Below are 26,400 nucleotides of genomic sequence, written 5' to 3' on the forward strand. Positions count from 1 at the left end.
CGACACCGATCACCACAGTCGCACCGCCAGGATCAGCGCGATCACCAGCACGGCGCCCGTCAGCATCGACAATGCGTAGTTGCGGGCGAAGCCGGTTTGCAACCCGCGCAGCCGATTTGACGTCGAACTCACCAGGGCAGCCAGGGCGTTGACGGAGCCGTCGACACCAGTGTTGTCGATGTCGACAAGCGCGTGAGTCAGTTGCGCACCGGGGCGCATGAAGACCTCCTCGTTGAAGGCATCGCCGTAGAAGTCGCGGCGCACCGCCGTCGTCAACGGCGACACGGACAGCGGAGCCACCCGGGGGATCGGTGCCTTCGCGTACAACCGGTAGGCCACCGCGATGCCGATGACCACGACACCTAGCGCGAGCGCCGAACTGACCCAGACCGGGTACGCATGGGTGACTTCCTCGTGCTTTCCGACGACCGGTTCGAGCCAACTCTGCAGGGTGCCGCCCAGCGCCAGCAGGCCACCGGAGAACACCGACCCGACCGCGAGCAGGATCATCGGCCACGTCATCAGGGCCGGTGCCTCGTGCGGGTGCGCGCCTGGACCCCAGCGCTTCTTGCCGAAGAAGGTCATCAGCATTACGCGTGTCATGTAGAACGCGGTGACGCCGGCGCCCAAGAGCGCGGCGCCGCCGAGCAGATAACCCTCGATGCCGCCCGAGGCCAACGCGGCCTCGATGATGGCGTCCTTGGAGAAGTAGCCGGCGAAGGGCGGCACACCGATGATCGCGAGGTAACCCAGGCCGAAGGTGACGAATGTGATGGGCAGCGCCGCACGCAAACCGCCGTAACGGCGCATGTCCTGTTCTTCGTCCATCGCGTGAATCACCGCGCCGGAGCCGAGGAACAATCCGGCCTTGAAGAATCCGTGGGTGAGCAGGTGCATGATCGCGAAGGCGTAGCCGGCCGGGCCCAGGCCCGCCGCCAGCACCATGTAGCCGATCTGGCTCATCGTCGACGCTGCCAGCGCCCGCTTGATGTCGTCCTTGGCGCAGCCGATGAAGGCTCCGAGCAGCAGCGTGACCGCACCCACGATGACCACGGCCAGTCGCGCGTCGGGGGACAGGTTGTACAGCGGGTTGGACCGCACGATCAGATAAACACCGGCGGTCACCATGGTGGCGGCGTGGATCAGCGCGGACACCGGGGTGGGGCCCTCCATGGCGTCACCAAGCCAGGCCTGCAGCGGGACCTGGGCGGACTTGGCGCACGCACCCAGCAGCAACAGCAGTCCCATCGCGGTCAGCGCGCCGCGATCAGCCGCCGGTGCGCCGGCGAACACGCCGGCATACGACAAGGTGCCGAAAGTGCTGAACATCAAGAACATTCCCAGGGCCAGCCCGGCATCGCCGACCCGGTTCATCACGAACGCCTTCTTCGCCGCGGTGGCCGCCGTCGGCTTGTGGTACCAGAATCCGATCAACAGGTAGGACGCCAGGCCGACGCCTTCCCAGCCGACGTAGAGCACCACGTAGTTGTCGGCGACGACCAGCAGCAGCATCGACGCCAGGAACAGGTTGAGGTAGCCGAAAAACCGTCGGCGGTCGGAGTCTTCGGCCATGTAGGCCACCGAATAGATGTGGATCAGTGACCCGACCCCGGAGATCAGCAGCACGAAACACACCGACAGCTGGTCGATTTGCAGACCGAAGTCGACCTGAAGCCCACCGACGGGGATCCAGCTGAACACCTTCTGGTGGATGACGCGGTTGTCGGCGGTGCGGCCGAGCAGCTCGCTGAGCAGGGTCAGGCCCACTCCGAATGCGGCGAGGGCGGTAGCACAGCCCAACCAATGCCCCCACCGGTCGGTGCGTCGGCCGCCGAACAGCAGGATTGCGGCGCCCGCCAATGGCAGCGCCACCAGCACCCAGGTGTATTGAGTCATGTTGGCGTCTTCAGCCTTTGAGTAGATTCGCGTCGTCGACGGACGCCGATTTGCGGGTACGGAAGATGGTCATGATGATGGCCAGGCCGATGACCACCTCGCAGGCGGCGACCACCATGGTGAAGAACGCGATCATCTGCCCGTCCAGGTGGCCGTGCATCCGCGCGAACGTGACGAAGGCGAGGTTGACGGCGTTGAGCATCAGCTCGACGCACATGAACATCACGATGGCGTTGCGGCGCAACAACACACCGGAGGCCCCGATGGTGAACAGCAGTGCCGAGAGGTATAGGTAATTGGCCGGATTCACGACGTACCACCTTGTGAGAGAGTCGGGCTCGGCTCGGGGGACGGGGTGGTCTTCTTGCCGTCGGCGCCGCGGCTTTGCAGCATCGGCGACACCGAAAGTTTCGAGTACGAGCCGTCCGGCAGCAACGCGGCCACGTCGACGGCGTTGTGGCGTGCGTAGACACCGGGGCTGGGCATAGGAGTCGGATGCCCGCCGGCCTGGAATCGTTCCTGGGAGAGCTCGCGCTGTGTCTTGCGGCGCGCGAAGCGCTCGCGGTGCGCCAGCACCATCGCACCGACGGCCGCGGTGATGAGCAGTGCGCTGGTCAGCTCGAACGCCCACAGGTACCGCGAAAAGATCAGCGCCGCCAGCCCTTCCACGTTGCCGTTGGCGTTGGCGGTGGTGAGCCCGGCGAAACCGCCGGTGGTCAGGTTGCCGATGGCGGCGATGAGCAGAATGCCGAACGCCATACCGGCCGCCACCGAGGCGATGCGCTGTCCGCGCAGCGTCTCCTTCAATGATTCCGCGGAGTCCACACCGATGAGCATCAGCACGAACAAGAACAGCATCATCACCGCGCCGGTGTAGACCACCACTTGAACCACACCCAAAAACAGCGCGTCCTGAATCATGTAGAAGACCGCCAGGATGATCATGGTCATCGCCAAGAACATTGCCGAGTAGACGGCGTTGACGGCGGTGACCACCCCGACCGCGCCGAGCACTGCCAAAACACCCAGCACCCAGAAGGTGACCGCTTCGCCGGTGGAGGTGCGGACGATCGTGTCTTGCGTAAAGCTCGACGCCACTTCGACGGCGTGGCCGGTCAAACCGGTCACCGGGATTCTCCGGCCTGCTGGGCCTGGCGCAACCCGTGCGCGGTCACATTGCCTTCGTAGTAGTCCTTGTCGGTGGCCCCTTCGGCCCTGGGGTGCGGCGGCGCGAGCATGTCTGGCAGCAGCGGTGCCAGCAGCCGATCCTTCTCATAGATCAAGTCCGCGCGATTGTCGTCGGCCATCTCGTAGTCATTGGTCATGGTCAGCGCGCGAGTGGGGCAGGCCTCGATGCACAGCCCGCAACCGATGCACCGCAGATAGTTGATCTGGTAGACCCGACCGTAGCGTTCCCCGGGCGAATACCGCAGTTCCTCAGTGTTGTCGGCGCCCTCGACATAGATCGCGTCGGCCGGGCACGCCCAGGCGCACAACTCGCACCCGATGCATTTTTCTAAGCCGTCCGGATAGCGGTTCAACTGATGACGGCCATGGTAGCGCGGCATGACGGGGCCCGGCTTCTCCGGATACTCCTCGGTGACACGCTTTTTGAACATCGATCCGAACGTCACGCCGAATCCGGCCACGGCGTCCAAGAATTTAGCCACGTGCTTTCTCCTTGCTCGCAGCCGCCAGGGACTGCAGGGCTTTCGCTGGCAGCGGCGGTGTCGGGAATACCGGTGTCGGGCGTTGTGCAGCCGGCAACTTCTTCGCCTCGCGGCGCAACTGTTTCTCCAGCGCACGAATACCCGGCGCGCTGAAGGGTTTTCGCAGCAACAGCACGAGCGCAACGGCGAACACGAGGCTGCTCGCCACCAGGATCGGGGTCCAGTGCTGATAGCCCTGGTTGCGCAGTGTGCGAATGACCGCGGCGATCAGCACCCAGACCAGCGAGGCCGGGATCAGCAGCTTCCAGCCCAGACCCATGAACTGGTCGTAGCGCAGCCGGGGCAGCGAGGCCCGCAGCCAGAAGTAGATGAACAGGAACGTCCACATCTTCGCGGTGAACCACAGCACCGGCCACCAACCGGTGTTGGCGCCCGCCCACATGTTCAGTGGCCACGGCGCGTGCCAGCCACCGAAGAACAGGGCGGTGGCCAGCGACGAGACCGTCATCATGTTGACGTACTCCGCCAGCATGAACATCGCGAACTTCAGCGATGAGTACTCGGTGTGGAACCCCGCAACCAGTTCACCCTCGGCTTCCGGCAAATCGAAAGGCGCCCGGTTGGTTTCACCGACCATCGAGATCAGGTAGATCACGAACGAAGGCAGCAGCAGGAACACGTACCACACCCGGTCCTGCGCCGCGACGATCTGCGACGTCGACATGGAGCCGGCGTAGAGGAAGACCGCCGCGAACGAAAGTCCCATCGCCACCTCGTAGGAGATGACCTGGGCGGTGGAGCGCACCCCGCCCAGCAGCGGGTAGGTGGACCCGGAAGCCCACCCGCCCAGCACGATTCCGTACACACCGATCGCCGACAGCCCCAGAATGAACAGCACCGCGACCGGCAGGTCGGTCAGCTGCAGCGGCGTGCGGTGTCCGAACACCGACACCACCGGACCGAACGGGATGAACGCGAAGGCGGTGAAGGCCGGGATCGTGGAGATGACCGGCGCCGCGAAATACACGAACTTGTCGACGCCGCCCGGGGTAATGGTTTCCTTGAGCGCCAACTTGATTCCGTCGGCCAGGCTCTGCAGGGCACCCCACGGCCCGACGCGGTTGGGCCCGGGCCGCAGCTGCATCCAGCCGAGGATCTTGCGTTCGAGCAGAATCGCCACCAGCACGTTCAGCATGAGGAAAGCGAAAATCGCCAGCGCCTTGCCGATCACCAACCACCAGGCGTCGTGTCCGAACGCGGTCAACGTCGTCATGAGCGCCGCTCCTTCCGCCCGTGTTGGATCGCTTCGCTGCGTTCATCGTCGCCGGCGATCATGATCCAGCTCCGATCTTGACTGTGCTGCCGACGGATACGCCGAGTTGGCGATGCACCGCCGAGCCGGGCGAGTTCACCGGAAGCCACACCACCCGGTCGGGCATGTCGGTGATCACCAGCGGCAGGTTGATGGATCCGCGCGAGGTGCTGACCGTGACCGCGTCGCCGTCGGCGGCGCCGATCTCGGCGGCCGTATCGGCGGACAGCCGGGCGACCGGTTCGCGCGCCGTTCCCGCGAGATGTGGCTCGCCGTCTTGCATTCGGCCGTTGTCCAGCAGCATCCGCCAGCCGGCCAGTACCGCCTCGCCCGCTGCGGGCCGGGCCGGCTCGGCGGCCGCGACGTCCGGGTCCGCGGCGCGCTTGCCGTCCCAGTGCCGCAGCGCCGCGAGTTCTTCGCGTGCGGTGGTGATGGTGGACATGCCCAGATACACGCCCATTTCGTCGGCAAGCGTGTCGAGCACCTGGTGGTCGGATTGGCCGGCCTGCTGGGCGCTGCCGCGCAGCGCCGCTTCGAACGGCCGAAAGCGGCCCTCCCAGTCGACGAATGAACCGGCCTTCTGCGTCGTCGGTGCGACCGGGAACACGACGTCGGCGCGTTCGGTCACCGCGCTGTGCCGCAACTCCAAGCTGACCACGAAGCCGACGCTGTCCAGCGCCGCCAGTACCGCTTGGGGGTCGCTGAAGTCGTCGGGCTCGACACCGCCCACGAGCAGGGCACCCAGCGTGCCGTCGGTCGCGGCGCCCAGGATTGCGTGGGCGTCACGTCCACCGCCAGAGGGCAATTCGGAAACGTTCCACGCGTGGGCGACCTGCGCCCGCGCGGTCTCGTCGTCGACCGGTCGGCCACCGGGCAGCAGCCCCGGCAGCGCACCGGCTTCCAGTGCGCCCCGCTCGCCGGCACGGCGGGGCACCCAGGCCAGGCGGGCGCCGGTAGTGTCGGCGAGCCGGGCCGCGGCGGACAATCCGCCCGGCACCGTGGCCAGCCGTTCGCCGACCATGATGACCGCCCCCGGGGTGGAGAGCAGGTCGCCCACCTCGCCGCCGGCCAATTCGTCGAGTACCGAAGCTTCGGCGCCGGGAACGGTTTTGATCAGCCGCCCGGACATCTTGGTCAGCGCGCGGGTGGCGAAAGGCGCGACGGCGTACACCGGCAATCCGTGTTTGCGGGCCGCCTTGCGCAGCCGCAGGAAGACGATGGGCGACTCGTCCTCGGGCTCGAAACCGACCAAGACGACGACCGGCGCCGATTCCAGATCCGCGTAGCTGACGGTGATCGGATGGCCGGCGATCCGGGCGGCCAGAAAGTCGGCCTCCTCCGCCGAGCTCGGGCGTGCCCGAAAGTCGATGTCGTTGCTGTCCAGGACGATTCGCGCGAACTTGGAATAGGCGTAGGCGTCCTCCAAGGTCGCCCGGCCGCCGACCAGCACACCCGTGCGGCCGCGCGCGGCTTCGAGGCCCTTTGTCGCGACGGCGATCGCGTGCGACCACGCCGCCGGTTGCAGCGCGCCATCGGCGTCGCGGATCAGCGGAGTGGTGATCACATCGGCCTGGGTGACGTAGGTGAACGCCCACCGGCCCTTGTCGCAGTTCCACTCCTCGTTGACTTCAGGGTCGTCGCCGGCCAGCCGGCGCAGCACCTTGCCGCGGCGGTGGTCGGTGCGCTGCGCGCACCCGGAAGCGCAGTGCTCGCAGACACTGGGGCTGGAGACCAAGTCGAACGGGCGGGCCCGGAACCGGTATGCGGATCCGGTCAGTGCGCCCACCGGGCAGATCTGCACGGTGTTGCCCGAGAAGTAGGAGTCGAACGGTTCGTTGGCGTAGATGCCGACCTGCTGCAGGGCGCCTCGTTCCTGCATGTCGATGAAGGTGTCGCCGGCGATCTGCTCGGAGAACCGGGTGCAGCGCGCGCACAGGATGCAGCGCTCCCGGTCCAGCAGCACCTGCGACGAGATGTTGATGGGCTTGGCGAAGGTGCGCTTGACGTCGGTGAAGCGGGAATCGGCGCGGCCGTTGGACATTGCCTGGTTCTGCAGCGGGCATTCACCGCCCTTGTCGCACATCGGGCAGTCCAGCGGGTGGTTGATGAGCAGCAGCTCCATCACACCGTGCTGGGCCTTGTCGGCGGCCTGGGAGGTGAGCTGGGTACGCACCACCATGTCATCGGTGGCGACTGTGGTGCACGAGGCCATCGGCTTGCGCTGGCCTTCGACCTCGACCAGGCACTGCCGGCACGCGCCGACCGGCTCCAGCAGCGGGTGGTCGCAAAACCGCGGGATCTGGATACCCATCAGTTCGGCGGCCCGGATCACCAAAGTTCCCTTGGGAACGCTGATTTCGTTGCCGTCGATGGTCAGCGTCACCATCTCCGGCGGACGCACCTCGTCGCCGGTTTCGGTTTTGGCCGCGCTAGTCATGGGCGCCGCTCCTCCTAACCTTTCGCGCCTTCGCGCTCAGCCGTCAGCATCGAGTCGCGTGGATCGAAGGGGCATCCGCCGCCCTCGACGTGCGCGACGTATTCGTCGCGGAAGTACTGGATCGACGACATCACCGGGCTGGCGGCACCATCGCCCAACGCGCAGAACGACTTCCCCAGGATGGTGTCGGAGATGTCCAGCAGCTTCTGGATGTCCTCGTCGGTGCCCTTGCCGGTTTCCAGCCGCTCGTAGATCTGATCCAGCCAGAAGGTGCCCTCACGGCACGGCGTGCATTTTCCGCACGACTCGTGCTTGTAGAAGTAGGTCCAGCGCCGCACGGCACGCACCACGCAGGTGGTCTCGTCGAAGATCTCCAGCGCCTTGGTGCCCAGCATCGAGCCGACGCCGCTGACACCCTCGTAGTCCAGCGGCACGTCGAGGTGCTCATCGGTCAGCAGCGGGGTCGACGACCCGCCGGGTGTCCAGAACTTGAGCCGATGCCCGGCCCGCACGCCACCGGCGTAGGCGAGCAACTCCCGCAGGGTGATTCCCAGCGGGGCCTCGTACTGACCGGGCCGGGCGACGTGGCCGGACAGCGAATACAGCGTGAAGCCCGGGGATTTCTCGCTGCCCATCGACCGGAACCAGTCCACGCCGTTGCCGATGATCGACGGCACGCTCGCGATGGTCTCGACATTGTTGATCACCGTGGGGCAGCCGTAGAGTCCGGCCACGGCCGGGAAGGGCGGGCGCAGCCGTGGCTGGCCGCGCCGGCCTTCCAGCGAGTCCAGCAGCGCGGTCTCCTCGCCGCATATGTAGGCGCCGGCCCCCGCGTGCACCACCAGCTCCAGGTCGAAGCCCGAGCCGTTGATGTCGCGGCCCAGGTAGCCGGCGGCGTAGGCCTCGGCCACCGCGTTCTGGACGCGGCGCAGGACCGGCAGCACCTCCCCGCGCACATAGATGAACGCATGGCTGGCCCGGATCGCGTACGCGGCGATGATGACACCCTCGACGAGGACATGCGGCGTCGCCAGCATCAGCGGGATGTCTTTACACGTACCGGGTTCCGACTCGTCGGCGTTGACCACCAGGTAATGCGGTTTGGCGGCCGCGCCGGTGTCGCCCTGCGGGATGAACGACCACTTCGTCCCCGTCGAGAACCCCGCGCCGCCGCGACCTCGCAGCCCAGAATCCTTCACCATCCCGATCACCGCGTCGGGCTCCATCGCCAGCGCCTTCTTCATCGCTTCGTAGCCGCCGTGGCGGTGGTAGGTCTCGAGCGTCCAGGACTCGGGATCGTCCCAGAATCGGCTGATGACCGGGGTCAGCGGCGTCGCCTGATTGTCGGAAGTCGTTGTCATCACTGACCTTCCGGCGCGCTGGGCGCCTCCATGCCGTGTTCCTTGGCTACCTTCAGGCCCGCCAGGGTGGCCGCGCCGGCGCCGCCCTGGCCCTGGTCGGGGCGCTCGTCGGGCAGGCCGGCGAGGATGCGCGACGTCTCGCGAAAGACGCACAGCGGAGCACCACGGGTCGGCGGCAAGGGCTCACCGGAACGCAGCGAGTCGACGAGTTCGCGCGCCGATTCCGGTGTTTGGTTGTCGAAGAACTCCCAGTTCACCATCACCACCGGTGCGTAATCGCAGGCGGCGTTGCATTCGATGTGCTGCAGCGTGACCGCCCCGTCGGCGGTGGTCTCGTCGTTGCCGACGCCCAGATGTTCCTTCAGGGCGTCGAAGATCGCATCGCCACCCATGATGGCGCACAACGTGTTTGTGCAGACACCCACCAGGTAATCGCCGGTGGGGCCGCGCCGATACATGGTGTAGAAGCTGGCCACGGCGGACACCTCGGCCCCGGTGAGCCCCAGCTGCTCACCGCAGAACTCCAGGCCCGCCGGTGTCAGGTAGGAATCCTGGGATTGCACCAGGTGCAGCAAGGGCAACAGCGCCGAACGCTTGTCGGGGTAGCGGCCGATGATCTCCTTGGCGTCGACCTCCAGCCGGGCCCGCACCTCGGGTGGATACATCTTGGGGGCACCCTCGACGACGAACGCGTTGGGCTCGTCGGGCGGTGGTCCGAGCCGGATGAAGACCGGCTGTCCCTGCGGCCCGGTCACCGGTCCACCCCGCCCATGACCGGGTCGATGCTGGCGACCGCGGTGATCAGGTCGGCCACCAACCCGCCTTCGCACATCGCGGCGACCGACTGCAGATTGGTGAACGAGGGGTCTCGGTAGTGCACCCGGTAGGGCCGGGTGCCGCCGTCGCTGACCATGTGCACGCCCAGCTCTCCGCGCGGCGATTCGACGGCCGTGTAGACCTGGCCCGCCGGAACCCTGATGCCCTCGGTGACCAGTTTGAAGTGGTGGATCAACGCCTCCATCGAGCCGCCCATGATCTTGGCGATGTGTTCCGGTGAATTGCCCAAGCCGTCGGGGCCCACCTTCAAGTCGGCCGGCCAGGCGATCTTGCGGTCCTCGACCATGATCGGACCGGGCTTCAGCTTGTCCAGGCACTGCTCGACGATCTTGATCGACTCCCACATCTCGTTGACGCGAATCATGTAGCGCCCGTAAGCATCACACGTATCTTCGGTGATCACGTCGAATTCGTAGTTTTCGTATCCGCAGTACGGTTCGCTCTTGCGCAGATCGTGGGGCAGCCCGGTCGCACGCAGGATGGGACCGGTGATCCCCAGCGCCATGCAACCGGTCAGATCCAGATATCCGACGCCTTGGGTGCGGGCCTTCCAGATGGCGTTCTCGTTGAGCAGACCGCTCATGTCGCGCAGCACCTGCTTGAGTTCCTTGAGGCCGTCGACGATCTCGGTCTCCGCGTTGGGCGGCAAATCCTGCGCAACGCCGCCGGGTCGGACATAGGCGCTGTTCATCCGCAGGCCGGTGATCGATTCGAACAGGGTCAACACGATTTCGCGCCCGCGGAATCCGACGAACATCGGGGTCATGGCGCCCAGCTCCATGCCGCCGGTGGCCAATGCCACCAGATGCGACGAGATCCGGTTGAGCTCCATCATCATCACCCTGATGACGTTGACCCGCTCCGGAATCTGATCGGTGATGCCGAGCAGCTTTTCCACACCCAGGCAGTAGGCCGTCTCGTTGAAAAACGGCGCGAGGTAATCCATTCGGGTCACGAACGTGACACCCTGGGTCCAGTAGCGGTATTCGAGGTTCTTTTCGATGCCGGTGTGCAAATACCCGATGCCGCACCGGGCGTCGGTGATCGTCTCGCCCTCGATCTCGAGGATCAGCCGCAACACGCCGTGCGTCGACGGGTGCTGGGGCCCCATGTTGACGATGATGCGCTCGCCGGGATCGACACCGCGGGCGGCTTCGACGACCTTGTCCCAGTCCTGGCCGCCGGCGACCACGAACGTCTCGCCGGCGCCGTCATGCGTCGATTCAGTGGTAGTGCTCATCAGTTGTACGCTCTCCGCTCGTCGGGCGGGGGTATCTGTGCGCCTTTGTATTCGACCGGAATTCCCCCGAGGGGGTAGTCCTTGCGCTGGGGGTGCCCGTGCCAGTCGTCGGGCATCTCGATTCGGGTGAGCGACGGGTGCCCGTCGAAGATGATGCCGAAGAAGTCGTAGGTCTCCCGCTCGTGCCAGTCGGTGGTCGGATAAATCCCGAACAGCGATGGAATGTGCGGATCACCGTCGGGCACAGACACTTCCAGGCGCACACGGCGATTGTGTGTGATCGACTGCAACGGATACACCGCGTGCAGTTCGCGTCCCGTCTCGTGCGGGTAGTGCACCCCGCTGACGCCCAGGCACATCTCGAAGCGCAGTTGCGGGTCGTCGCGCAACCGGTGAGCAACCCGCTCCAGCGCGTCGCGGCGCACGTGCAAGGTCAGTTCGTCGCGGTACACCACGACTTTTTCGATGGCGTCATTGAATTCGATGTTGTCCTTGTTCAAGGCCGCGGCCAGTCCGTCGACCACCTCGTCGAAGTAACCGCCGTAGGGTCGTGGACTGCTGCCCGGCAGCAGGACTTCGCGCACCAGCCGCCCGTAACCGGACGTGTCACCCGAGCCCTCGACGCCGAACATGCCGCGGCGCACGTCGATGACCTCTTCGTCGGCGCGGCTGATCGCTTCCTTGGGATCCTGGCGCGGTGAGCTCATCGCAGCAGTCCGCGCATCTCGATCGTGGGCCGGGCCGACAGTGCCGCCTGCTCGGCTTCGGCGATTGCGGTTTCCCGGTTGACGCCCAGCGGCATCTCCTGAATCTTCTCGTGCAACTTCAGGATTGAGTACAGCAGCATCTCGGGGCGGGGCGGGCAGCCGGGCAGATAAATGTCCACCGGAACCACGTGATCGACGCCCTGCACGACCGCGTAGTTGTTGAACATCCCGCCGGACGACGCGCACACGCCCATGGCGAGCACCCATTTCGGCTCGGCCATCTGGTCGTAGATCTGTCGCAACACCGGAGCCATCTTCTGGCTGACCCGCCCGGCGACGATCATCAGATCGGCCTGCCGGGGGGTCGCCGAGAATCGCTCCATGCCGAACCGGGCGATGTCGAATCTTGGTCCAGCCGTTGCCATCATCTCGATGGCGCAGCAGGCCAACCCGAACGTAGCAGGCCACAGTGAGTTCTTGCGGACGTAGCCCGCGACCTTCTCGACTGTAGACAGCAGAATCCCGCCGGGCAGCTGTTCCTCCAGACCCACGTCCTACCTCAATCCCACGTCAGGCCGCCGCGGCGCCACACATATGCGTAGGCCACGAAAACCGTCAGCATGAAGATCACCATTTCGACCAGAGCGAATGTGCCCAGCGCGTCATAGCTGACGGCCCAGGGATACAGAAACACGATTTCGATGTCGAAGACGATGAACAGCATCGCGGTGAGGTAGTACTTCACCGGAAAGCGCTGCCCGGCCGTCGCATGCGGACCGCTCACCGATGTCTCTGTGGGTTCGATCCCACACTCGTACGCCGACATCTTCGATTTGTTGAATCGTGACGGGCCGGCCAGGCTCGCGATCGCCACCGAGCCCACGGCAAAGGCAGTGGCAATGGCGCCTAGCACCAAGATGGGTATGTAGACGTTCAACTCGCTCCATGATCCGTCGTACGAGCCGCCTGCAGCGGCCAGGCGGTAACCGGGCTGCTGTGACGAACCGGGCCGCGGCCCGCCACAGTGATTTACAACATAGCGTCGCGGCGCGCGGCGCGCTTGCCCGGGGTGGGCATTCTGCAGCATCGGCGGCGCCATGTTGCGCTGCGCTGCGCAAACTCGATAGGCGGTGAACAAAGGCTCGCCGCCGTTTGCGATCGGCCGTACCTGCCGATGCGGGAGCACCAGCAAAGGCGCGGCTACGCCGATCGCTGCGGCGTTGAAGATCAACGGCGTCGCCAGGGCGGACCGGACCTCTCCAGCAACGTCGCGATCAGCTGTGGTCGCCTTCCCGGCGGAGGCGAAGTTGTCAGGACTGCCGCATTCGGCGGCTGGGGCGAAACAGCCCCGGCTAAGGCTGGGTTGGATCAGCGAACCGGGGCCCGTAGCAAGCTGAGCACCGTGCGGCCCAGCAGGATGGGGTCGATGGGATGCGGCACCACGCCCTCGGCACGCGACCAGGAGGCCAACCACGCATCGTCACGGCGCCCGGTCAGCACGATCAGGGGTGGGCAGGTCTCGAGTTCGTCTTTGAGCTGCTTTGCGATTCCCATGCCCCCAGTCGGGGTCGCCTCGCCGTCCAGGATGGCCAAGTCGATGCCGCCCTTGTCCATCGTCGCCACCACCATGGGTCCGGTCGCCACCTCGACGTAGCTCAGCTCGGGCAGGTCGGGATGCAACTGCGTGCCCAGCGCTCGCATCACCCGTTCGCGGGTCTGGACATTGCTGCTGTAGACGAGGATCCGCAGGGCGACGTTGGATTGCGGGGTGGAGTCGGACACGGTGCAGATGCTACTGGTGTCACAGCCGGTTCAGCCCGGTGCCCGCCGAAATCCTCATTGCGTTACCCGCACGAAGATGGTGTCCGCGCCGACCGTTGCCGTCGAGCTCACCATGCCGCCCCGGTTCCAGCCCAGATCGAACCGGTCCCGATCGAGCTTGGTTTCCCCAGTGATTCGCACCGAGCCGTCCTCGAGCTCGGAGATGGTGACGGGGAACGGCACGTCCGCGGTGACCCCCTTGATGGTGAAGCTGGTCCGAAGGTCGGCGGCCTTGCCTTTCTTCGGGTGCACCGCGGTGACGACGACACTGATCTCCCCGAAGCGGTCGACGTCGAAGAAGTCGGCCGAGCGCAGGTGTTTGTCGCGACGGCCGATGCCGGTGTCCAGCGAGGCGGCGCGGATGTCCATGCGGCCGAAAACCGCTCCCTTGCTGGTCAGTTGGCCGTCGCCGCTGAAATCGGTGAAGCGGCCCTTGACGTTGAGCAGGCCCCACATGTTCTTGATTTTGAAAGTGATGGCCGAGCGATCCGGGGCCAGGTTCCACACACCGGCCATGTCGGGATCGTGAAGCAGCGTCTCCAATGTCGTCATCGTCACCCCCAATGTGTCGTGGCGAATGTAGCGCTAGTTCATCAGCGGCGCGATCCCGGCGGGATCGAAGTATTCGTCGATCCGCTCGATCAGGCCGTTCGTGCCCACCCTGATCACGATGCAGACCCGCAGCGAGATCGACTGCCCGGCACGCCCGGTTGCGTGCAGGATGTGCTGCTGGACGAAGCCGCGGGCGGATCCATCATCGAAGAGCTGCCGGTCCAGGATTTCGTAGCGACGCTGCGTGGTGGCGCCGATGAACCAAGCGATCACCCGCAGCGCGCGCGTCTTGTCGTCGTCGCGCCGCGAGCCGACGCGCCACACCGCGATGTCGTTGCTCCACATCGCGTCAACCGCGGCGACATCGCTTCGCTCGATCGCCGTGAACAGGCGATTGGCCGCATCGAGGACCGTTTCGGTGCTGGAAGCGGGCATGTCTGGCTCCTATCCGATCGTCGAGCTATTCGCTGTCGTATCCGGGGTGGGCGACGGCCAATCGGCGTCGCACCAGGACGCGCAGGCAGGCGGTGACCCGTTCTGCTTGCCCGTCCATGTCGCCGGCCCGTATCGCGGCGGCCAGCTGTGCCTCATCGGCGAAGCCCAAGCCGGCCAGCGCCGAGCGGGACTCCGCGCCGCTCTCGTCGAGCAGTTCGCGCTCGACGATGCGCAGTGCGTTGGCCGCGACCCGGGAGTGAAAGTTGACCTGTCCTTCGGTGGCCGCGCGCACGTCGGTTTCCAGGAACTCGGCGACCGCGGCCACGAGTTCGGCGGCCAGCGGGCGACCGTATGCGGCGTTCATCGGCCCGGACCCGCTCGCCCGCTGCTTCCCCTCGCCGCTGCGCGGCGCGCATCGTCCCCGGGCACCTCGAGCAGGTTGAGAAGGTCCCATTCCGTCTCGCAGACGCGACGACCGATCGTCGCCAGCTCGACCGAACGGTTTTGCCCGCTCAGGTGCCGTTCCGCTTGGAAGCGGCAGATGACACCCCAGCGCAAGGTGGCGAGCACCAGCCACCAGTGAAACGCCACGCGGTCGACCGTAGTCGCGCTGGCTTGTTCGTAGGCTCGCAGGAAGCTTTCGATGCTGCCCAGGCCGCCGGCCCCCAGGCTGGCCGGTGCGCCGAATCGCCAGGCCCGGATGCAGAACCATGCCAGGTCTTCGTACGCCTCCCCGACGTGTACCAGCTCCCAGTCCAGCACCGCGGCAAGGTTCGACCCGTCGACAATAAGGTTGCCCATCCGAAAGTCGCCGTGTACCAACACCGCCGGCGACGGCTCGGGCCGGTGAGCGGCCAGCCAGCGAAATCCCCATTCGAAAGTTGCGGTGGTGTCGCCCATGTCGTCGAGGCGTTGACGCCATTCGGCAAGTTGGTCTTCGTGGGTCAGGCCTAAGACGTCCGTGTCGGCGCGGTGAATGGCGGCCACCGCCTGCGCGCACTGCTGCAGCAACCGGGTGCGCGATCCGTCGGCGCCCTCGAGCTGGCGCTGGATGCGCCGCACGATGGTCTCGCCCTCGATCTCGTCACAGATCAGGAAGGGATTACCCAGTGCGGCGGGCGAATTGTCGGCGATCAACACGTGCGGGACCGGCGCGCCCGCTGCCGCCGCGGCGGCCTGCGTCCTGGCCTCGAGTTCCATGCCGGCATGCACATCATCGGGAGGGCCGGTGCGCAGGATCAGCGCACGACGCCGCGCGTCGGTGACCGCCTCGAACGCCCAGGTGGTCCTGCTGGCGCCACCGGTCAACGCCCGTAGGTTCTCCACCGCGGTGTCGGCGCCGATGGCACCCGTGAGCACCTTGGCCAGCTTGGTGCCCAGTTTCGCAGACTCGACGCTGTCCATCACTTCTTGCCGAATTTGAACAGGCGTTGGGCCACCCGGCGAATTTGAATTTCCTCCGCGCCCTCGGTGATCCGGTAGCGACGATGATGGCGGTAGATGTGTTCGAACTGCTCGTGGCGGCTGTAGCCGAGGCCGCCGTAAACCTGCATCGCGCGGTCGGCGGCGTCGCAGACCAGCCGGTTGGCGCGGTAGTTCGCCATCGAAACCTTGTCGGAGACCTCCATATGGTGGTCGCGGTCCAGATGCCACGCGGCGTACTGCACCAGCAGCCGCACCATCTGCGCTTCGGTCTGCAGCTCGGCCAGCGGCCACTGCACGGCCTGGTTGACCGACAGGGGCTTGCCGAACACCTTTCGGCCGGCGGCGTATTGGGCGGCGCGGTCGATGCAATACTGCGCCGCGCCCAGGCTGCTCGCAGCCTGCCGAATCCGGTTCTCGTGCAAGAAGGTTTGCGCTACCTCCAGCCCGCTGTCCACCTCGCCGAGGACCGCGTCGGCGGGGATCCGAACATCGGTCAGCTCGACTTCGCCGTGGTCCGTGGGCATGTTGAAGGTCCACCAATAGTAGGGAACGTCGAATCCGGGCGAATCGGTCGGCACCAGGAACGCGGTGATGCCCCGGGCGGCCCCCGGCTCGCCGGAGGTGCGTGCGAAGACCAGGTCGTGGGTGGCGCGGTGCACGCCGGTGTTGAACCGCTTGGAGCCGTTGATCACCCAGCCGTCACCGTCGCGTTCCGCGTGCGTCTCCAGCCACGTCGCATCCGATCCGTGTTGCGGCTCGGTCAGGCCGAACGCCATGGACCGTTCCCCGGTGATCAACGCCTCTGACCACTCTTTGCGTTGCTCCTCGGTGCCGAAGCGCTCCATCATGATCACCTGCGGGAAGTTTCCGACGATCGACGATTCGTTCTGCAGGTCGTTGTGTAAGCCAAGGCCCTTGTGCGCCAGGTGTTCCCGGATTACTGCCATGTCGACGTTGGTGCCGTCGCGGCCGCCCAGTGAGGCCGGCAACCCGTAGCGCAGCCAGCCGGCCTCATCGGCTCGCCTACGCATCTCGGAAAGCAGGTCTTCCCACTCGCGCGTCGGGATCCCGTCGTTGTCCCAATCGGTGCGCGCATGCTCGCGACGCTGATCGAAGTACTGCATGTTCTCGCGTTCCAGCGGCTTGATCTCGACCTCGATGAATTCATCAATCTCGGCGAGCACGCCGGGAAGGTGCTCTGGCAGAGTGAAATCCACGTCTTCTCCTAAGGTCTCGTGAGGCCGCCGTACAGGGTTTTCTTCCAGACCGTCGATAAGGTTGCAATGGCGTCTTCATCGCTGATGTTCAGGCCGAGGCCCGTGGGGCCGGACGGTCCGACGAACACGGTAGTGAAGTTCTCGAACAGCAACGCGATGGCCGCCGCGATGTGCTCGGGGTGCAGCTCGGCGCCGTAACCCTGCTCCTGTGCCCGGCGCACCGAAGCCGCCACGAGATCCATTCCGAACCGCCGGAATTCATTCTGCACCGCCGCGAAGCGCTGTTGGGTGGCGGCCAGCTGGGCCACGGCGATCATGATGCCGATGTTCTGCTTGAACAGGTTCCAGTAGCCGGTGACCACCGAGGTGAAGAACGCGTCGTCATCGGGGGAGTCCGGCAGGTGAACGCTCAATCCGGACGGCGCCACCACCTCGTGCAGGAACGACTCCGCGAGGGCGGCCAGCAAGTCTTCCTTGTCCGTGAAGTACCGGTAGAACACCGCCGGCGATTTTCCCGCCGCCGACGTGATGTCGGCCAGCGTCGTGCCGTGAAAGCCCCGTTCGGCGAACAGTTTCCGGGCGGCCTGCTCGATGGCCTGCCTGGTCTGGCGGCCTTTGGCGGTCAGCTCGCGGTTCGCCTCCGGGGCGGACATCAGTTCCGCATCCGGTCACCGGCGCGCAACAGGGCGCTCGGCAGATCGTGCCCCACCAGTGACTTCGCCACCTTGGCCGCGGCGATGGTGGCCTGCAGGTCGACGTCCACGTCGAAGCCGCTGTCGGCGAGGAGGTAGACGAGATCCTCGGTGGCGATGTTGCCGGTGGCCCCGGGGGCAAAGGGGCAGCCGCCGAGGCCGCCGACCGACGCGTCCAGCCGGCTCACGCCGGAGCTGACCGCGGCGTAGGCGCTGGCCAGCCCGGAGCCCCGGGTGTTGTGGAAATGCCCGCCCAGCGGCAGGTCGCCGAGCACCGGACGCAGTTGTGCGATCAGCGAACTCACCCGTCCCGGCGTGGTGGTGCCGATGGTGTCGGCGATCGACAAGCGGTCGGCGCCCCGGTCGCGGGCGGCCGCGGCGATCTCGAGCACCCGCTGCGGCGGGGTGGGGCCTTCGAACGGTGAGTCCCAGGCGGTGGCGATGATGACCTCCACGGCGACGTTGCTGTCGTGTGCGATCGCAACGACCTCGTCGATCTGGTTGGTGGCCTCGGCACTGGTGCGCCCGACGTTGGCCTTGCTGAAGGTGTCGTCGGCGGCCACCACGTACTCGATGGAGCGCAACCCCGCGGCGACGGCCCGCTTGGCTCCATTGGGACTTGCCACCAAGGCCGAGAATTCGATGTCAGGGTAGTCATGCAGATGGGCGGCGAGCTCGGCGGCATCTGCCATCGACGGCACCTTCGTCGGGGAGACGAATGCGGTGACCTCGACCTCGCGCACCCCGGTGGCCGCCACCGCGGCCAGCAGTTCGAGCTTGGCGGACAACGGGATCGGCGTTTCGATCTGCAGACCGTCGCGCAGTGCCACTTCTCGAATCTCAACGTGTGTCATTGGAGCCGCTCCTGTCCGCTGCGCTCTGCATCGTCGTCGCCGCGTGTCATAGCACTTCCTCGGCGCGCAGCTGCTCGAGCTCCTCGGCGGTCTTGCCCAGCAGCCCGATGTAGACGTCGTCGTTGTGCTGTCCCGGGCGCGCCGGGCCCGCGTTGCGGACTCGTCCCGGCGATTCCGAAAGCACCGGCACGATGCCCGGCCCCAACACGTTGCGCTGCACCCGCTCGTCGTAATGCTCCACCAGCATGCCGCGGGCCCGCAGCTGCGGGTCGGTGACCACCTCGGCAACCGTGTTGATCGGTCCGGCGATCACCCCTGCGGCGGAGAGGGTTTCGATGATCTCACCGGGCCGGCGTTGCGCGGCCCACGCCCCGATGATGTTGTCGAGTTCGTCTTGGTTGCGGCCCCGGGCGACGTGTGTGGCGAACCGGTCGTCGGTGGCGAGCTCCGGGCGGCCCATCGCCTTGCACAGCCGGGCGAAGACGGTGTCCTGGTTTGCGGCGATCACCACCCACGAGCCGTCGGCGCTGCGGTAGATGTTGGACGGGGCGATGCCCTCCAGGCGGGTGCCCGAGGGTCCGCGGACCACCCCGCCGACGTCGTAGTCAGGAATCGTGGATTCCTGTACGGCCAAACAAGATTCGGTCAGCGCGACGTCGACCACCTGACCGCGCCCCGTGACGCCGCGTCGGTACAGCGCGGCCAGCGCACCCTGCGCGCCGAACATCCCGGCCAGGCTGTCACCGAGCGAGAGCGCCAGCCGGGGCGGCGGGCCACCGGGAAAACCGTTGAGGTGCCGCAGCCCGCTGGCCGCTTCGGCGACCGAGGCGTAACCGGCCTTGGTGGCGTCGGGCCCGGTCTGCCCGTAACCGGACACCCGGACCAGAATGATGCCCGGATTGCGTTCGCTGAGCACGTCGTAGCCCAGGTGCCACTTTTCCAGGGTGCCCGGTCGGAAGTTCTCCACCACGATGTCGGATCTCTCGACGAGGTCGCAGAACAGTTCGCGGCCGCGGGGGTGGCGCAGGTCCAGGGTGATCGCCTTCTTGTTGCGCGCGTGCACCGTCCAGAAGACGTGCTGGCCGTCGAGTTCGGCTTGACCCCAGGTGCGTAGGGGGTCCGGCGCTCTGGGAAGTTCCACCTTGATGACGTCGGCGCCCATGTCGCCGAGCAGACGGCCCGCGAAGGGCCCGGCGATCAGGGTGCCCAGTTCGAGCACCCGAACGCCGTCCAGCGGGCCGGCTGGTGTCATGCGCTCATCCTTGACTCGCGAAATCGTGTCGCACCAGCCAGTCGGTGACGATGGTGACGGCGGTCCGCAGCGCGTCGCGCTGGTCGGGTCCTGCGTAATAGTGTGTGGCGCCCGGGATTTCGTGCATCTCCTTGTCCTCGTGTCCGATCGCCTGAAACAGCCGCCGGGTGTGGCTGGGCGTGCAGGCGTCATCCGCCAGGTTACCGATCACCAGCGCGGGAATCGCGATGTCGGGCCCGCAGGTCAACGCGTCGCCTCTGGCGTCGTCGTAGCTCCATTGCGAAAGCCAGCCGCGCAGGGTGGAGAACCGGGCCAGCCCGACGGGGCCCATGTTCACCACCCGAGGATCCCCCAGGTAGCAGGTGCCGGGCGCCCGCTCGTTGGGATCGACGGTCGGGTCCAGCCAGCGCGGGTCGGCCATGGTGCCGTGCACGACGAAGCCGAACTCGTCATCGGGGCGGCCGGCGGCTGCCAACTCGGCCAGCTTGTCCTTGACCCATGCGGTGATGCGCCGGTTACGGTCGATCTGCGCCTGCCGGTAACGGTCCAGGAATTCTTGGCTATAAGGCGGCTGATTGGGGTTGTCGGGGTTGTAGAGGTCCAGCTCGGGATCGCGTTTGGTGGGGTCGGCTTCGTCGAGGATCGATGCGTCCAGCCATTCGGTCAGCGTGCCGTGCCGGCTGATGTGCGCGGCAAGCAGCATGATGCCGTCGGCGGCGGGCAGGTCGAGTTTGGTCAGGTCGGGGCCGTCGCCGGTCGGGCTGGATGTGATGGTCGGGTTCTGCGCCTGCTGCTGGTAGAACACCGACAGCGAACCGCCGCCACTCCATCCGGCCAGCACCACCTTCTGGTAGCCGAGCCGCTTCTTGGCGTCCTTGATGCACTCGCCGAGATCTTCGACGACCTTCTCCATCAGCAGCGCCGAATCCGTGCCACGGAACCGGCTGTTGCAGTAGATGACGTGGTGGCCGGCCCGCGCCAGCGCGTTGATCATCGGCAGGTAGGCACCGCCGCCGATGGGATGCATGAACACCAGCACGGTGTCCGACGGCCTGTCCTTGGGCTTGAGCAGGTAGCTTTCCAGGACGGTGATCTCGGCCAGGCCGCCGTAGACGTCTCGTACTCCGGAGTTGTTCTGAAAGGCAACGAGATAGGGGATCCGGTCGTACTCGAACTTCCTGGGTTTCACGGCGGTGGTCATCGACGCCACTCCTTTTCATCGCTGCGTTTCGCATCGTTGCCGGCGTGTGTCATCAATGTTGTCCTAGGTCGTGGGCCAATACCTCGGCCGACGGAATCAGCCGCCGGCGTGTGTCGATGGCGATTACCTGCCAGTCGACGCGGGAGTAGTCACCGAATTTGCGGCGCGCCCGTTCACGGGCCTTCTCCGGTGCGCCGTGATGAACCCCTTGCGGCGCATGGGAAATCAGGCCAGGTGGCATCGGGATGCCGTACAGCGAACCGCCGTGGAAGAAGGCGATCTCGTCGTAGTCGACGTTGCGGTGATACCACGGTGTGCGTTCGGTGCCGGGAATTCCTTCGGCGGGCTTGGGCAGGAAGTTCATCACGTAGACACCGGTGGCCTGCATGAACAGGTGCACCGTCGGCGGCAGGTGGACACTGTCGGACGTGACCACGTTGTAGTCGGCGATGTTGAAGGTGAACGCGAAGTTGTCCCCGCGCCAGCCTTCGACGTCGAGCGGATTGTGTTGATAGAGCAGCGTTGTCGGGCCGCCTTCGTGGACGAGCCGGACCTCGAATTCGCCGTCGGACTCGTCGGCCGGCGCCGGCTCGGGGATGACGGCCTGCGACGGGTCGAAGGGGAAGTGGCGGCCCAGGGCACCGGGCGGTGGCACCCTAAACTCGTCGGTGGCCTCGATCATCAGCATCGTCGTCGCGCTGTCGGGCAGCTGGCGCCAGGTGCATGCCTTCGGGATGTACAGCCAGTCGCCCTCCCGGTAGCGCAGGGGCCCGAATTCCGTCTCGGCCAGACCGCTGCCCTGGTGGACGAAGCACAGCAGGTCGCCGTCGACATGACGGATGAAGAACGGCATCGGCTCGTGACGACGGCTCAACAGAATTCGACAGTCATCGTTGCTGAACATCAGCAACGGACCACCGTCAGCGTCGGTGGCATCGCTGGGCTTGAGCTCGCTGGACAGCACGTCGATGGGGCGCAGCGGGCCGATCGCCCGATACGCGGTGGGGTCGTGACGCCGGTACAGGTTGGCGGTGCGGCCGGTGAACCCGCCGCGGCCCAGCTCGTCGTCCTTGAGGCCGTCGAGGTCGGCGTGCAGGCGGCGCGGTGTTCGTCCTTTTCGCAGGTGCACAAAGGATTCCATTGGACGGCTCCTCCGAGGGGGACCAGTAGCATTGCAAAACTGAAAGTGACATTACTTTCTCTTTTTGGCTCGCACAAGGGTGGCCACTTTGCGCCACCGGCACACGCCGTCACAATCGCCACAGGCGCCTCAGGCGGAGACGATATGTTTTGCGCCCACCTCACAGCGACAACGCCAGCGGGGGCGAAACCGGCGGACGGTGTCGCTATGAGGTCGGCAAACATTCGATTGCCCCACGACGAAACTGCTGTGGCGGATGGTGCCAAACGCGGCGGCTAAACGCGGATGCGCAGCACGACCTTTCCCTTGGCGCTGCGGTTCTCCAGGGAGGCGACTGCGGTCGCGACTTGCTCCAGCGGGTAGGTGATCGGCTCGGGCGGGGCCAGCTCCCCGGAGGTCAGCAAGCGCTCGAGTCCGGCCCACTGCTCGTCCAGCGCGCCCGGGTGCGTCGCTGCCCAGGCGCCCCAACCCACGCCGACCACATCAATGTTGTTGAGCAACAACCGGTTTACCTTGACAGTGGGGATCTCGCCGCCGGTGAATCCGATGACCAGCAGCCGCCCGCCGGGGGTGAGGGAGCGCAGGGAATCGGTGAACCGGTCGCCGCCGACCGGGTCGACGACGATGTCGACGCCACGGCCGTGCGTCAACTCCTTCACCGCCTCTTTGAAACCGTCGGCCAGCACTACGTCCGTCGCGCCGGCCGCGGTGGCGATGTCGGCCTTGTCCTGCGTGCTGACCACGGCGATGCTGCGCGACGCGCCCAGCGCGGGCGCCAGCCGCAGCGCCGAGGTCCCGATGCCTCCGGCCGCGCCGTGCACCAGGACCGTCTCGCCGCGCTGCAGCCGGCCGCGGACGGTCAGCGCGAAGTACACCGTCAGGTCGTTGAACAGCAGGCCGGCGCCCGCCTCGAAGCTCACGTTGTCGGGCAGCTTGAACACCCGGTCGGGGGCCAACACCGCGACCTCGGCCATGCCGCCGGACAGCATCGTGAGGCCGACGACCCGGTCGCCCGCGCGCACGTTCGCGCCCTCGGGCGCCGACCGCACCACGCCGGCGATCTCGGCGCCGAGCACGAAGGGCAACTCCGGGCGGTACTGATAGAGGCCCCGGGTGAGCAGGGCGTCCGGAAAGGCCACCCCGGCGGCGTGCACGTCGACGACGACCCCGTCACCCGACGGCTCATCGATGTCGGTCAACTCGACCGCGTCCGGACCATCGAGCCGAGTCACCTGTACCGCGCGCATGCCAGCAGAGCCTACTGCCGGCTCAAAATCCGCCCGCGACCCGCACCACGGCCCGGCCGGAGAATGTGCCGGCGCGCAGCTGATCGACCACGCCGACGACGTCCTTCACGTCGACATCGCTGACCAGCGAGTCCAGGTGGCGTGGCCGCAGCGAATCGCCGAGCCGGGACCACAATTCGCGGCGGGGCCCGATGGGCATCAGCACCGAGTCCATGCCCAGCAGCGCGATGCCGCGCAGGATGAAGGGCAGCACCGTGGTGTGCAGCGCCGGGCCGCCGGTAAGGCCGCTGGCGGCCACCGCGCCGCCGTAGTCGACGGTGCTGAGCACGTCGGCCAGCGTCGCGCCGCCCACGCAGTCCACGCCTCCCGCCCAGCGTGCTTTGCCCAGTGGCCGTGGCTTGACGTCGGGGTCGGCGGGTAACCGGCCGATAACCTCCGCGGCGCCAAGGGCTTTGAGCCGGTCGGCGGCGTGGGGCTTGCCGCTCGAGGCGACCACCTGGTAGCCGGCGGCCGCGAGCAGGTCCACACTGATCGAGCCGACGCCGCCGGTGGCCCCGGTGACGACGACGGGACCGGCGTCCGGCGCGATGCCCCAGTCGATCAGCGCCTGCACGCTCATCGCGGCGGTGAAACCCGCCGTGCCGATCGCGGCGCCCTCGTGTGGGCTCAATGCGCCGAGCGCCACCACCTGGTCGGCCGGCAGGCGTGCGTATTCCGCGTAGCCACCGTGGTGGCCGGTGCCGATCGCATACCCATGGGCCAGCACCTGATCGCCGACGGCGAAGTCGGCCGACGCGGACTCCACGACCTCACCGGTCAGGTCGATGCCCGGCACCACCGGGTAGTCGCGCACCACGCCGCCACCCGGCGTCAATGCCAGCGCGTCCTTGTAGTTGACACTCGAATAGAGGACCCGGATGGTCACCTCGCCGGGCGGTAGGTCGGAGTGGTTCAGCGTCTGGACCGACGTGGTTATCCGGTCACCATCTTGTCGCGCGACGAGCGCGTGAAACGCGTCCATGATTCGACGCTAACCTCACCGTATGGATCCCTTTCCACTAGGTGGGTTTTCGGTCAACCGCGTCGGCTTCGGTGCCATGCAATTGCCCGGGCCCAACGCGTTCGGACCGCCGCGCGACCGTGACGAAGCGCTGGCCGTGCTGCGCCGCGCGGTCGAACTGGGCGTCAACCACATCGACACCGCGCAGTTCTATGGCCCCGACGTCGCCAACGAGCTGATCCGCGACGCGCTGCATCCCTATCCGCAGAACCTGGCGCTGGTCAGCAAGGTCGGCGGGCGCCGGGACGACAGTGGCGCCTGGTTGCCGGCGGGCGCGCCGGGCGAGTTGCGCCACGACATCGAGACCAACCTGCGCAGCCTCGGCGTCGAGCAGTTGGCCGTGGTCAACCTGCGGGTGTTCGAAAGCGACGGCCCGGATCCTGAGTTCGACGAGCAACTCTCGGCCATGATCGAGGCTCGCGACCAGGGACTGATCGGCGGAATCGGGCTGAGCAACGTCAACCGCGAGCACCTGCTGCATGCGTGCGGGCGCACCGAAATCGCCTGCGTGCAAAACGCATTCAATCTGGTGCATCGGGAGTCAACCGCGGTTCTGCAGGAATGCGCGGCGCGGGGGATCGCCTTCGTCCCGTTCTTCCCGCTGGGTGCCGCCTTCATGCAGCCCAACCCCGTGCTCAGCCATCAGGTGGTTCAGGAGACCGCGCGGCGACTGGGCCACACACCGGCTCAGGTCGCATTGGCGTGGACGCTGCACGTGGCGCCCAATGTGCTGCTGATCCCCGGCACCTCGTCGGTGAGCCACCTACAGGAGAACCTGGACGTCGCGTCCATCGAACTCGATGACGACGCCCGCGAGCGCCTGGACGCGATCGCTACTTGAGTTCGGCGGAGGACAGGCCCAGCAGGCGGCGCGCGACGACCAGCTGCTGGATCTGCTGCGTGCCCTCAAAGATATCCAGGATCTTCGAATCGCGCGCCCATTTCTCCAGCAGTGACTGCTCGGAATAGCCGGTGGTGCCTGCCAATTCGACGCTCTTGAGCGTGACGTCAGTGGCCATGCGGCCGGCCTTGGCCTTGCTCATCGACGCCTCCTTGGAGTTCGGGATCTTGTTGTCGGCCTGCCACGCCGCCCGCAGCGAGAGCAGGTAGGCGGCCTCCCAGTCGGCTTCCATCCGGATGAACTCCGCCGCCGCAGCGCTCTGGGCGTGCGAGGGCTTGTCGTAGGAGATCTCCACACCGGCCTCGGTGAGGATCTTGCGAATCTCTTCCAGCGCGGCACGCGCGACACCGACGGCCATGGCCGCGACGATGGGCCGCGTGTTGTCGAAGGTCTCCATCACTCCGGAAAAGCCCTTGCCCACCTCGATTTCGGGGTTGCCGAGCAGGTTTTCCTTCGGAATGCGGGCATTGTCGAACCGGATCACCGCGGTGTCGGAACCCTTGATGCCGAGCTTGTGCTCGAGCCGTTCGACCGTGACACCGGGATGCTCGCGGGGCACGACGAACGACTTGATCGCCGCGCGGCCCTTTGACTTGTCGAGCGTCGCCCACACCACGATATGGGTGGCGCGGGAGCCGGCCGTCACGAAGATCTTCTCGCCGTTGATCACATACTCGTCGCCGTCCAGGGTGGCCGTCGTCGACACCGCCGCCGAGTCCGACCCAAAGCCGGGTTCGGTGATCGCCATTGCCGCCCATACCTTGCCCAGGCGCTCCAACTGCTCCTCGTTGGCCACGGCCGAGATGGCCGCGTTGCCCAACCCCTGGTAGGGGACCGACAACATCATCGCCAGATCGCCCCAGCTGGCTTCCAGCGTCTGCAGCAGCGCGGCCATGTTCGCGCCGTTGTGGTTTTTGTCGCGTTCTTCGTCCTCGCCGCCCAGCGCGTTCGCCCCCGCGAATTCGATTGACTCCGAGGCCCCTTCGAAGAGGCTGAACAAAGTGTCGAGCTCGACCGGGTACGCGTGTTCCTTGAGGTCGTACTTGCGGGCGATCGGGCGCATCAACTCGGCGGCGCCCTGGTGCGTCTTGGTCGCGACCGCCTGCATCTTGCGGGGAAGTTCCAAATTTATTGCCATGATT

The 26,400-nt window shown here is 66.5% G+C and carries 27 protein-coding genes; 1 reads left to right on the forward strand and 26 read right to left on the reverse strand.

Annotated features, from left to right (window positions below):
• Nucleotides 1-9: 9 nt before the first annotated feature.
• The 25 genes from nuoL to AC5Y4F_RS08685 form a co-directional block, all read right to left on the reverse strand.
• On the reverse strand, nucleotides 10-1,896 hold the full coding sequence (gene nuoL / locus AC5Y4F_RS08565) for an NADH-quinone oxidoreductase subunit L (protein WP_067931311.1): 1,887 nt from the start codon (nucleotides 1,894-1,896) through the stop codon (nucleotides 10-12).
• 10 nt (nucleotides 1,897-1,906) lie between these two features.
• The gene (gene nuoK, locus AC5Y4F_RS08570; protein ID WP_007772892.1) at nucleotides 1,907-2,206 is read right to left on the reverse strand and encodes an NADH-quinone oxidoreductase subunit NuoK; all 300 of its coding nucleotides are present in this window, start codon (nucleotides 2,204-2,206) and stop codon (nucleotides 1,907-1,909) included.
• Nucleotides 2,203-2,994, reverse strand: coding sequence for an NADH-quinone oxidoreductase subunit J (locus AC5Y4F_RS08575; protein WP_197520467.1), 792 nt, complete (start codon nucleotides 2,992-2,994; stop codon nucleotides 2,203-2,205). The genes nuoK and AC5Y4F_RS08575 overlap by 4 nt, the downstream gene beginning before the upstream one ends.
• Before the next feature lie 26 nt (nucleotides 2,995-3,020).
• The gene (gene nuoI, locus AC5Y4F_RS08580; protein WP_067931307.1) at nucleotides 3,021-3,566 is read right to left on the reverse strand and encodes an NADH-quinone oxidoreductase subunit NuoI; all 546 of its coding nucleotides are present in this window, start codon (nucleotides 3,564-3,566) and stop codon (nucleotides 3,021-3,023) included.
• Nucleotides 3,559-4,830: an NADH-quinone oxidoreductase subunit NuoH gene (gene nuoH, locus AC5Y4F_RS08585; protein ID WP_499996400.1), complete on the reverse strand. Its 1,272-nt coding sequence runs from the start codon at nucleotides 4,828-4,830 to the stop codon at nucleotides 3,559-3,561. The genes nuoI and nuoH overlap by 8 nt, the downstream gene beginning before the upstream one ends.
• A gap of 67 nt (nucleotides 4,831-4,897) precedes the next feature.
• On the reverse strand, nucleotides 4,898-7,315 hold the full coding sequence (locus AC5Y4F_RS08590) for an NADH-quinone oxidoreductase subunit G (protein ID WP_499996003.1): 2,418 nt from the start codon (nucleotides 7,313-7,315) through the stop codon (nucleotides 4,898-4,900).
• Between the two features lie 14 nt (nucleotides 7,316-7,329).
• Complete coding sequence (nuoF, locus tag AC5Y4F_RS08595) at nucleotides 7,330-8,676, reverse strand: NADH-quinone oxidoreductase subunit NuoF (RefSeq protein WP_067938677.1); 1,347 nt, start codon at nucleotides 8,674-8,676, stop codon at nucleotides 7,330-7,332.
• On the reverse strand, nucleotides 8,676-9,431 hold the full coding sequence (nuoE, locus tag AC5Y4F_RS08600; protein ID WP_067938679.1) for an NADH-quinone oxidoreductase subunit NuoE: 756 nt from the start codon (nucleotides 9,429-9,431) through the stop codon (nucleotides 8,676-8,678). The genes nuoF and nuoE overlap by 1 nt, the downstream gene beginning before the upstream one ends.
• Entirely contained in the window at nucleotides 9,428-10,753 is a 1,326-nt protein-coding gene (gene nuoD, locus AC5Y4F_RS08605) for an NADH dehydrogenase (quinone) subunit D (RefSeq protein WP_067938681.1), read from the reverse strand. The genes nuoE and nuoD overlap by 4 nt, the downstream gene beginning before the upstream one ends.
• Nucleotides 10,753-11,460, reverse strand: coding sequence for an NADH-quinone oxidoreductase subunit C (locus AC5Y4F_RS08610; RefSeq protein ID WP_067938683.1), 708 nt, complete (start codon nucleotides 11,458-11,460; stop codon nucleotides 10,753-10,755). The genes nuoD and AC5Y4F_RS08610 overlap by 1 nt, the downstream gene beginning before the upstream one ends.
• Entirely contained in the window at nucleotides 11,457-12,011 is a 555-nt protein-coding gene (locus tag AC5Y4F_RS08615) for a NuoB/complex I 20 kDa subunit family protein (RefSeq protein ID WP_067938687.1), read from the reverse strand. Before AC5Y4F_RS08615 ends, AC5Y4F_RS08610 begins: the two co-directional genes overlap by 4 nt.
• Nucleotides 12,012-12,019: 8 nt before the next feature.
• A complete protein-coding gene (locus AC5Y4F_RS08620; RefSeq protein WP_007772880.1) occupies nucleotides 12,020-12,397 on the reverse strand; it encodes an NADH-quinone oxidoreductase subunit A in 378 nt (125 codons plus the stop codon).
• 431 nt (nucleotides 12,398-12,828) lie between these two features.
• The gene (locus AC5Y4F_RS08625; RefSeq protein ID WP_067938690.1) at nucleotides 12,829-13,242 is read right to left on the reverse strand and encodes an Rv3143 family two-component system response regulator; all 414 of its coding nucleotides are present in this window, start codon (nucleotides 13,240-13,242) and stop codon (nucleotides 12,829-12,831) included.
• 54 nt (nucleotides 13,243-13,296) lie between these two features.
• On the reverse strand, nucleotides 13,297-13,833 hold the full coding sequence (locus AC5Y4F_RS08630; protein WP_499996006.1) for a YceI family protein: 537 nt from the start codon (nucleotides 13,831-13,833) through the stop codon (nucleotides 13,297-13,299).
• Nucleotides 13,834-13,866: 33 nt separating this feature from the next.
• Nucleotides 13,867-14,268 (reverse strand): nuclear transport factor 2 family protein, encoded by a 402-nt coding sequence (locus AC5Y4F_RS08635; RefSeq protein WP_067938694.1) that lies wholly within the window; start codon nucleotides 14,266-14,268, stop codon nucleotides 13,867-13,869.
• A gap of 25 nt (nucleotides 14,269-14,293) precedes the next feature.
• Nucleotides 14,294-14,632, reverse strand: coding sequence for a DUF6285 domain-containing protein (locus AC5Y4F_RS08640; RefSeq protein ID WP_067938696.1), 339 nt, complete (start codon nucleotides 14,630-14,632; stop codon nucleotides 14,294-14,296).
• A complete protein-coding gene (locus AC5Y4F_RS08645) occupies nucleotides 14,629-15,672 on the reverse strand; it encodes a phosphotransferase family protein (protein ID WP_499996007.1) in 1,044 nt (347 codons plus the stop codon). The genes AC5Y4F_RS08640 and AC5Y4F_RS08645 overlap by 4 nt, the downstream gene beginning before the upstream one ends.
• On the reverse strand, nucleotides 15,672-16,910 hold the full coding sequence (locus AC5Y4F_RS08650) for an acyl-CoA dehydrogenase family protein (protein WP_499996009.1): 1,239 nt from the start codon (nucleotides 16,908-16,910) through the stop codon (nucleotides 15,672-15,674). The genes AC5Y4F_RS08645 and AC5Y4F_RS08650 overlap by 1 nt, the downstream gene beginning before the upstream one ends.
• A gap of 8 nt (nucleotides 16,911-16,918) precedes the next feature.
• Nucleotides 16,919-17,563: a TetR/AcrR family transcriptional regulator gene (locus AC5Y4F_RS08655; protein WP_499996010.1), complete on the reverse strand. Its 645-nt coding sequence runs from the start codon at nucleotides 17,561-17,563 to the stop codon at nucleotides 16,919-16,921.
• Nucleotides 17,563-18,456: a hydroxymethylglutaryl-CoA lyase gene (locus AC5Y4F_RS08660; RefSeq protein ID WP_499996011.1), complete on the reverse strand. Its 894-nt coding sequence runs from the start codon at nucleotides 18,454-18,456 to the stop codon at nucleotides 17,563-17,565. Before AC5Y4F_RS08660 ends, AC5Y4F_RS08655 begins: the two co-directional genes overlap by 1 nt.
• Nucleotides 18,457-18,502: 46 nt before the next feature.
• Entirely contained in the window at nucleotides 18,503-19,708 is a 1,206-nt protein-coding gene (locus AC5Y4F_RS08665) for a CaiB/BaiF CoA transferase family protein (protein WP_499996012.1), read from the reverse strand.
• Between the two features lie 4 nt (nucleotides 19,709-19,712).
• The gene (locus tag AC5Y4F_RS08670) at nucleotides 19,713-20,909 is read right to left on the reverse strand and encodes an alpha/beta hydrolase family protein (RefSeq protein WP_499996013.1); all 1,197 of its coding nucleotides are present in this window, start codon (nucleotides 20,907-20,909) and stop codon (nucleotides 19,713-19,715) included.
• 52 nt (nucleotides 20,910-20,961) lie between these two features.
• The gene (locus AC5Y4F_RS08675) at nucleotides 20,962-22,050 is read right to left on the reverse strand and encodes a homogentisate 1,2-dioxygenase (protein WP_499996015.1); all 1,089 of its coding nucleotides are present in this window, start codon (nucleotides 22,048-22,050) and stop codon (nucleotides 20,962-20,964) included.
• A gap of 275 nt (nucleotides 22,051-22,325) precedes the next feature.
• The gene (locus AC5Y4F_RS08680) at nucleotides 22,326-23,297 is read right to left on the reverse strand and encodes an NADPH:quinone oxidoreductase family protein (RefSeq protein WP_499996016.1); all 972 of its coding nucleotides are present in this window, start codon (nucleotides 23,295-23,297) and stop codon (nucleotides 22,326-22,328) included.
• Between the two features lie 22 nt (nucleotides 23,298-23,319).
• Complete coding sequence (locus tag AC5Y4F_RS08685; RefSeq protein ID WP_067938714.1) at nucleotides 23,320-24,318, reverse strand: acrylyl-CoA reductase family protein; 999 nt, start codon at nucleotides 24,316-24,318, stop codon at nucleotides 23,320-23,322.
• Between the two features lie 22 nt (nucleotides 24,319-24,340).
• Between AC5Y4F_RS08685 and AC5Y4F_RS08690 the strand changes: the two genes are divergently transcribed.
• Nucleotides 24,341-25,198 (forward strand): oxidoreductase, encoded by an 858-nt coding sequence (locus AC5Y4F_RS08690; protein WP_499996019.1) that lies wholly within the window; start codon nucleotides 24,341-24,343, stop codon nucleotides 25,196-25,198.
• Here the strand turns inward: AC5Y4F_RS08690 and AC5Y4F_RS08695 are convergent.
• Nucleotides 25,191-26,396 (reverse strand): acyl-CoA dehydrogenase family protein, encoded by a 1,206-nt coding sequence (locus AC5Y4F_RS08695; protein WP_499996020.1) that lies wholly within the window; start codon nucleotides 26,394-26,396, stop codon nucleotides 25,191-25,193. The genes AC5Y4F_RS08690 and AC5Y4F_RS08695 overlap by 8 nt on opposite strands.
• Nucleotides 26,397-26,400: the final 4 nt, after the last annotated feature.

Source organism: Mycobacterium sp. NGS56 (genome assembly GCF_059812425.1).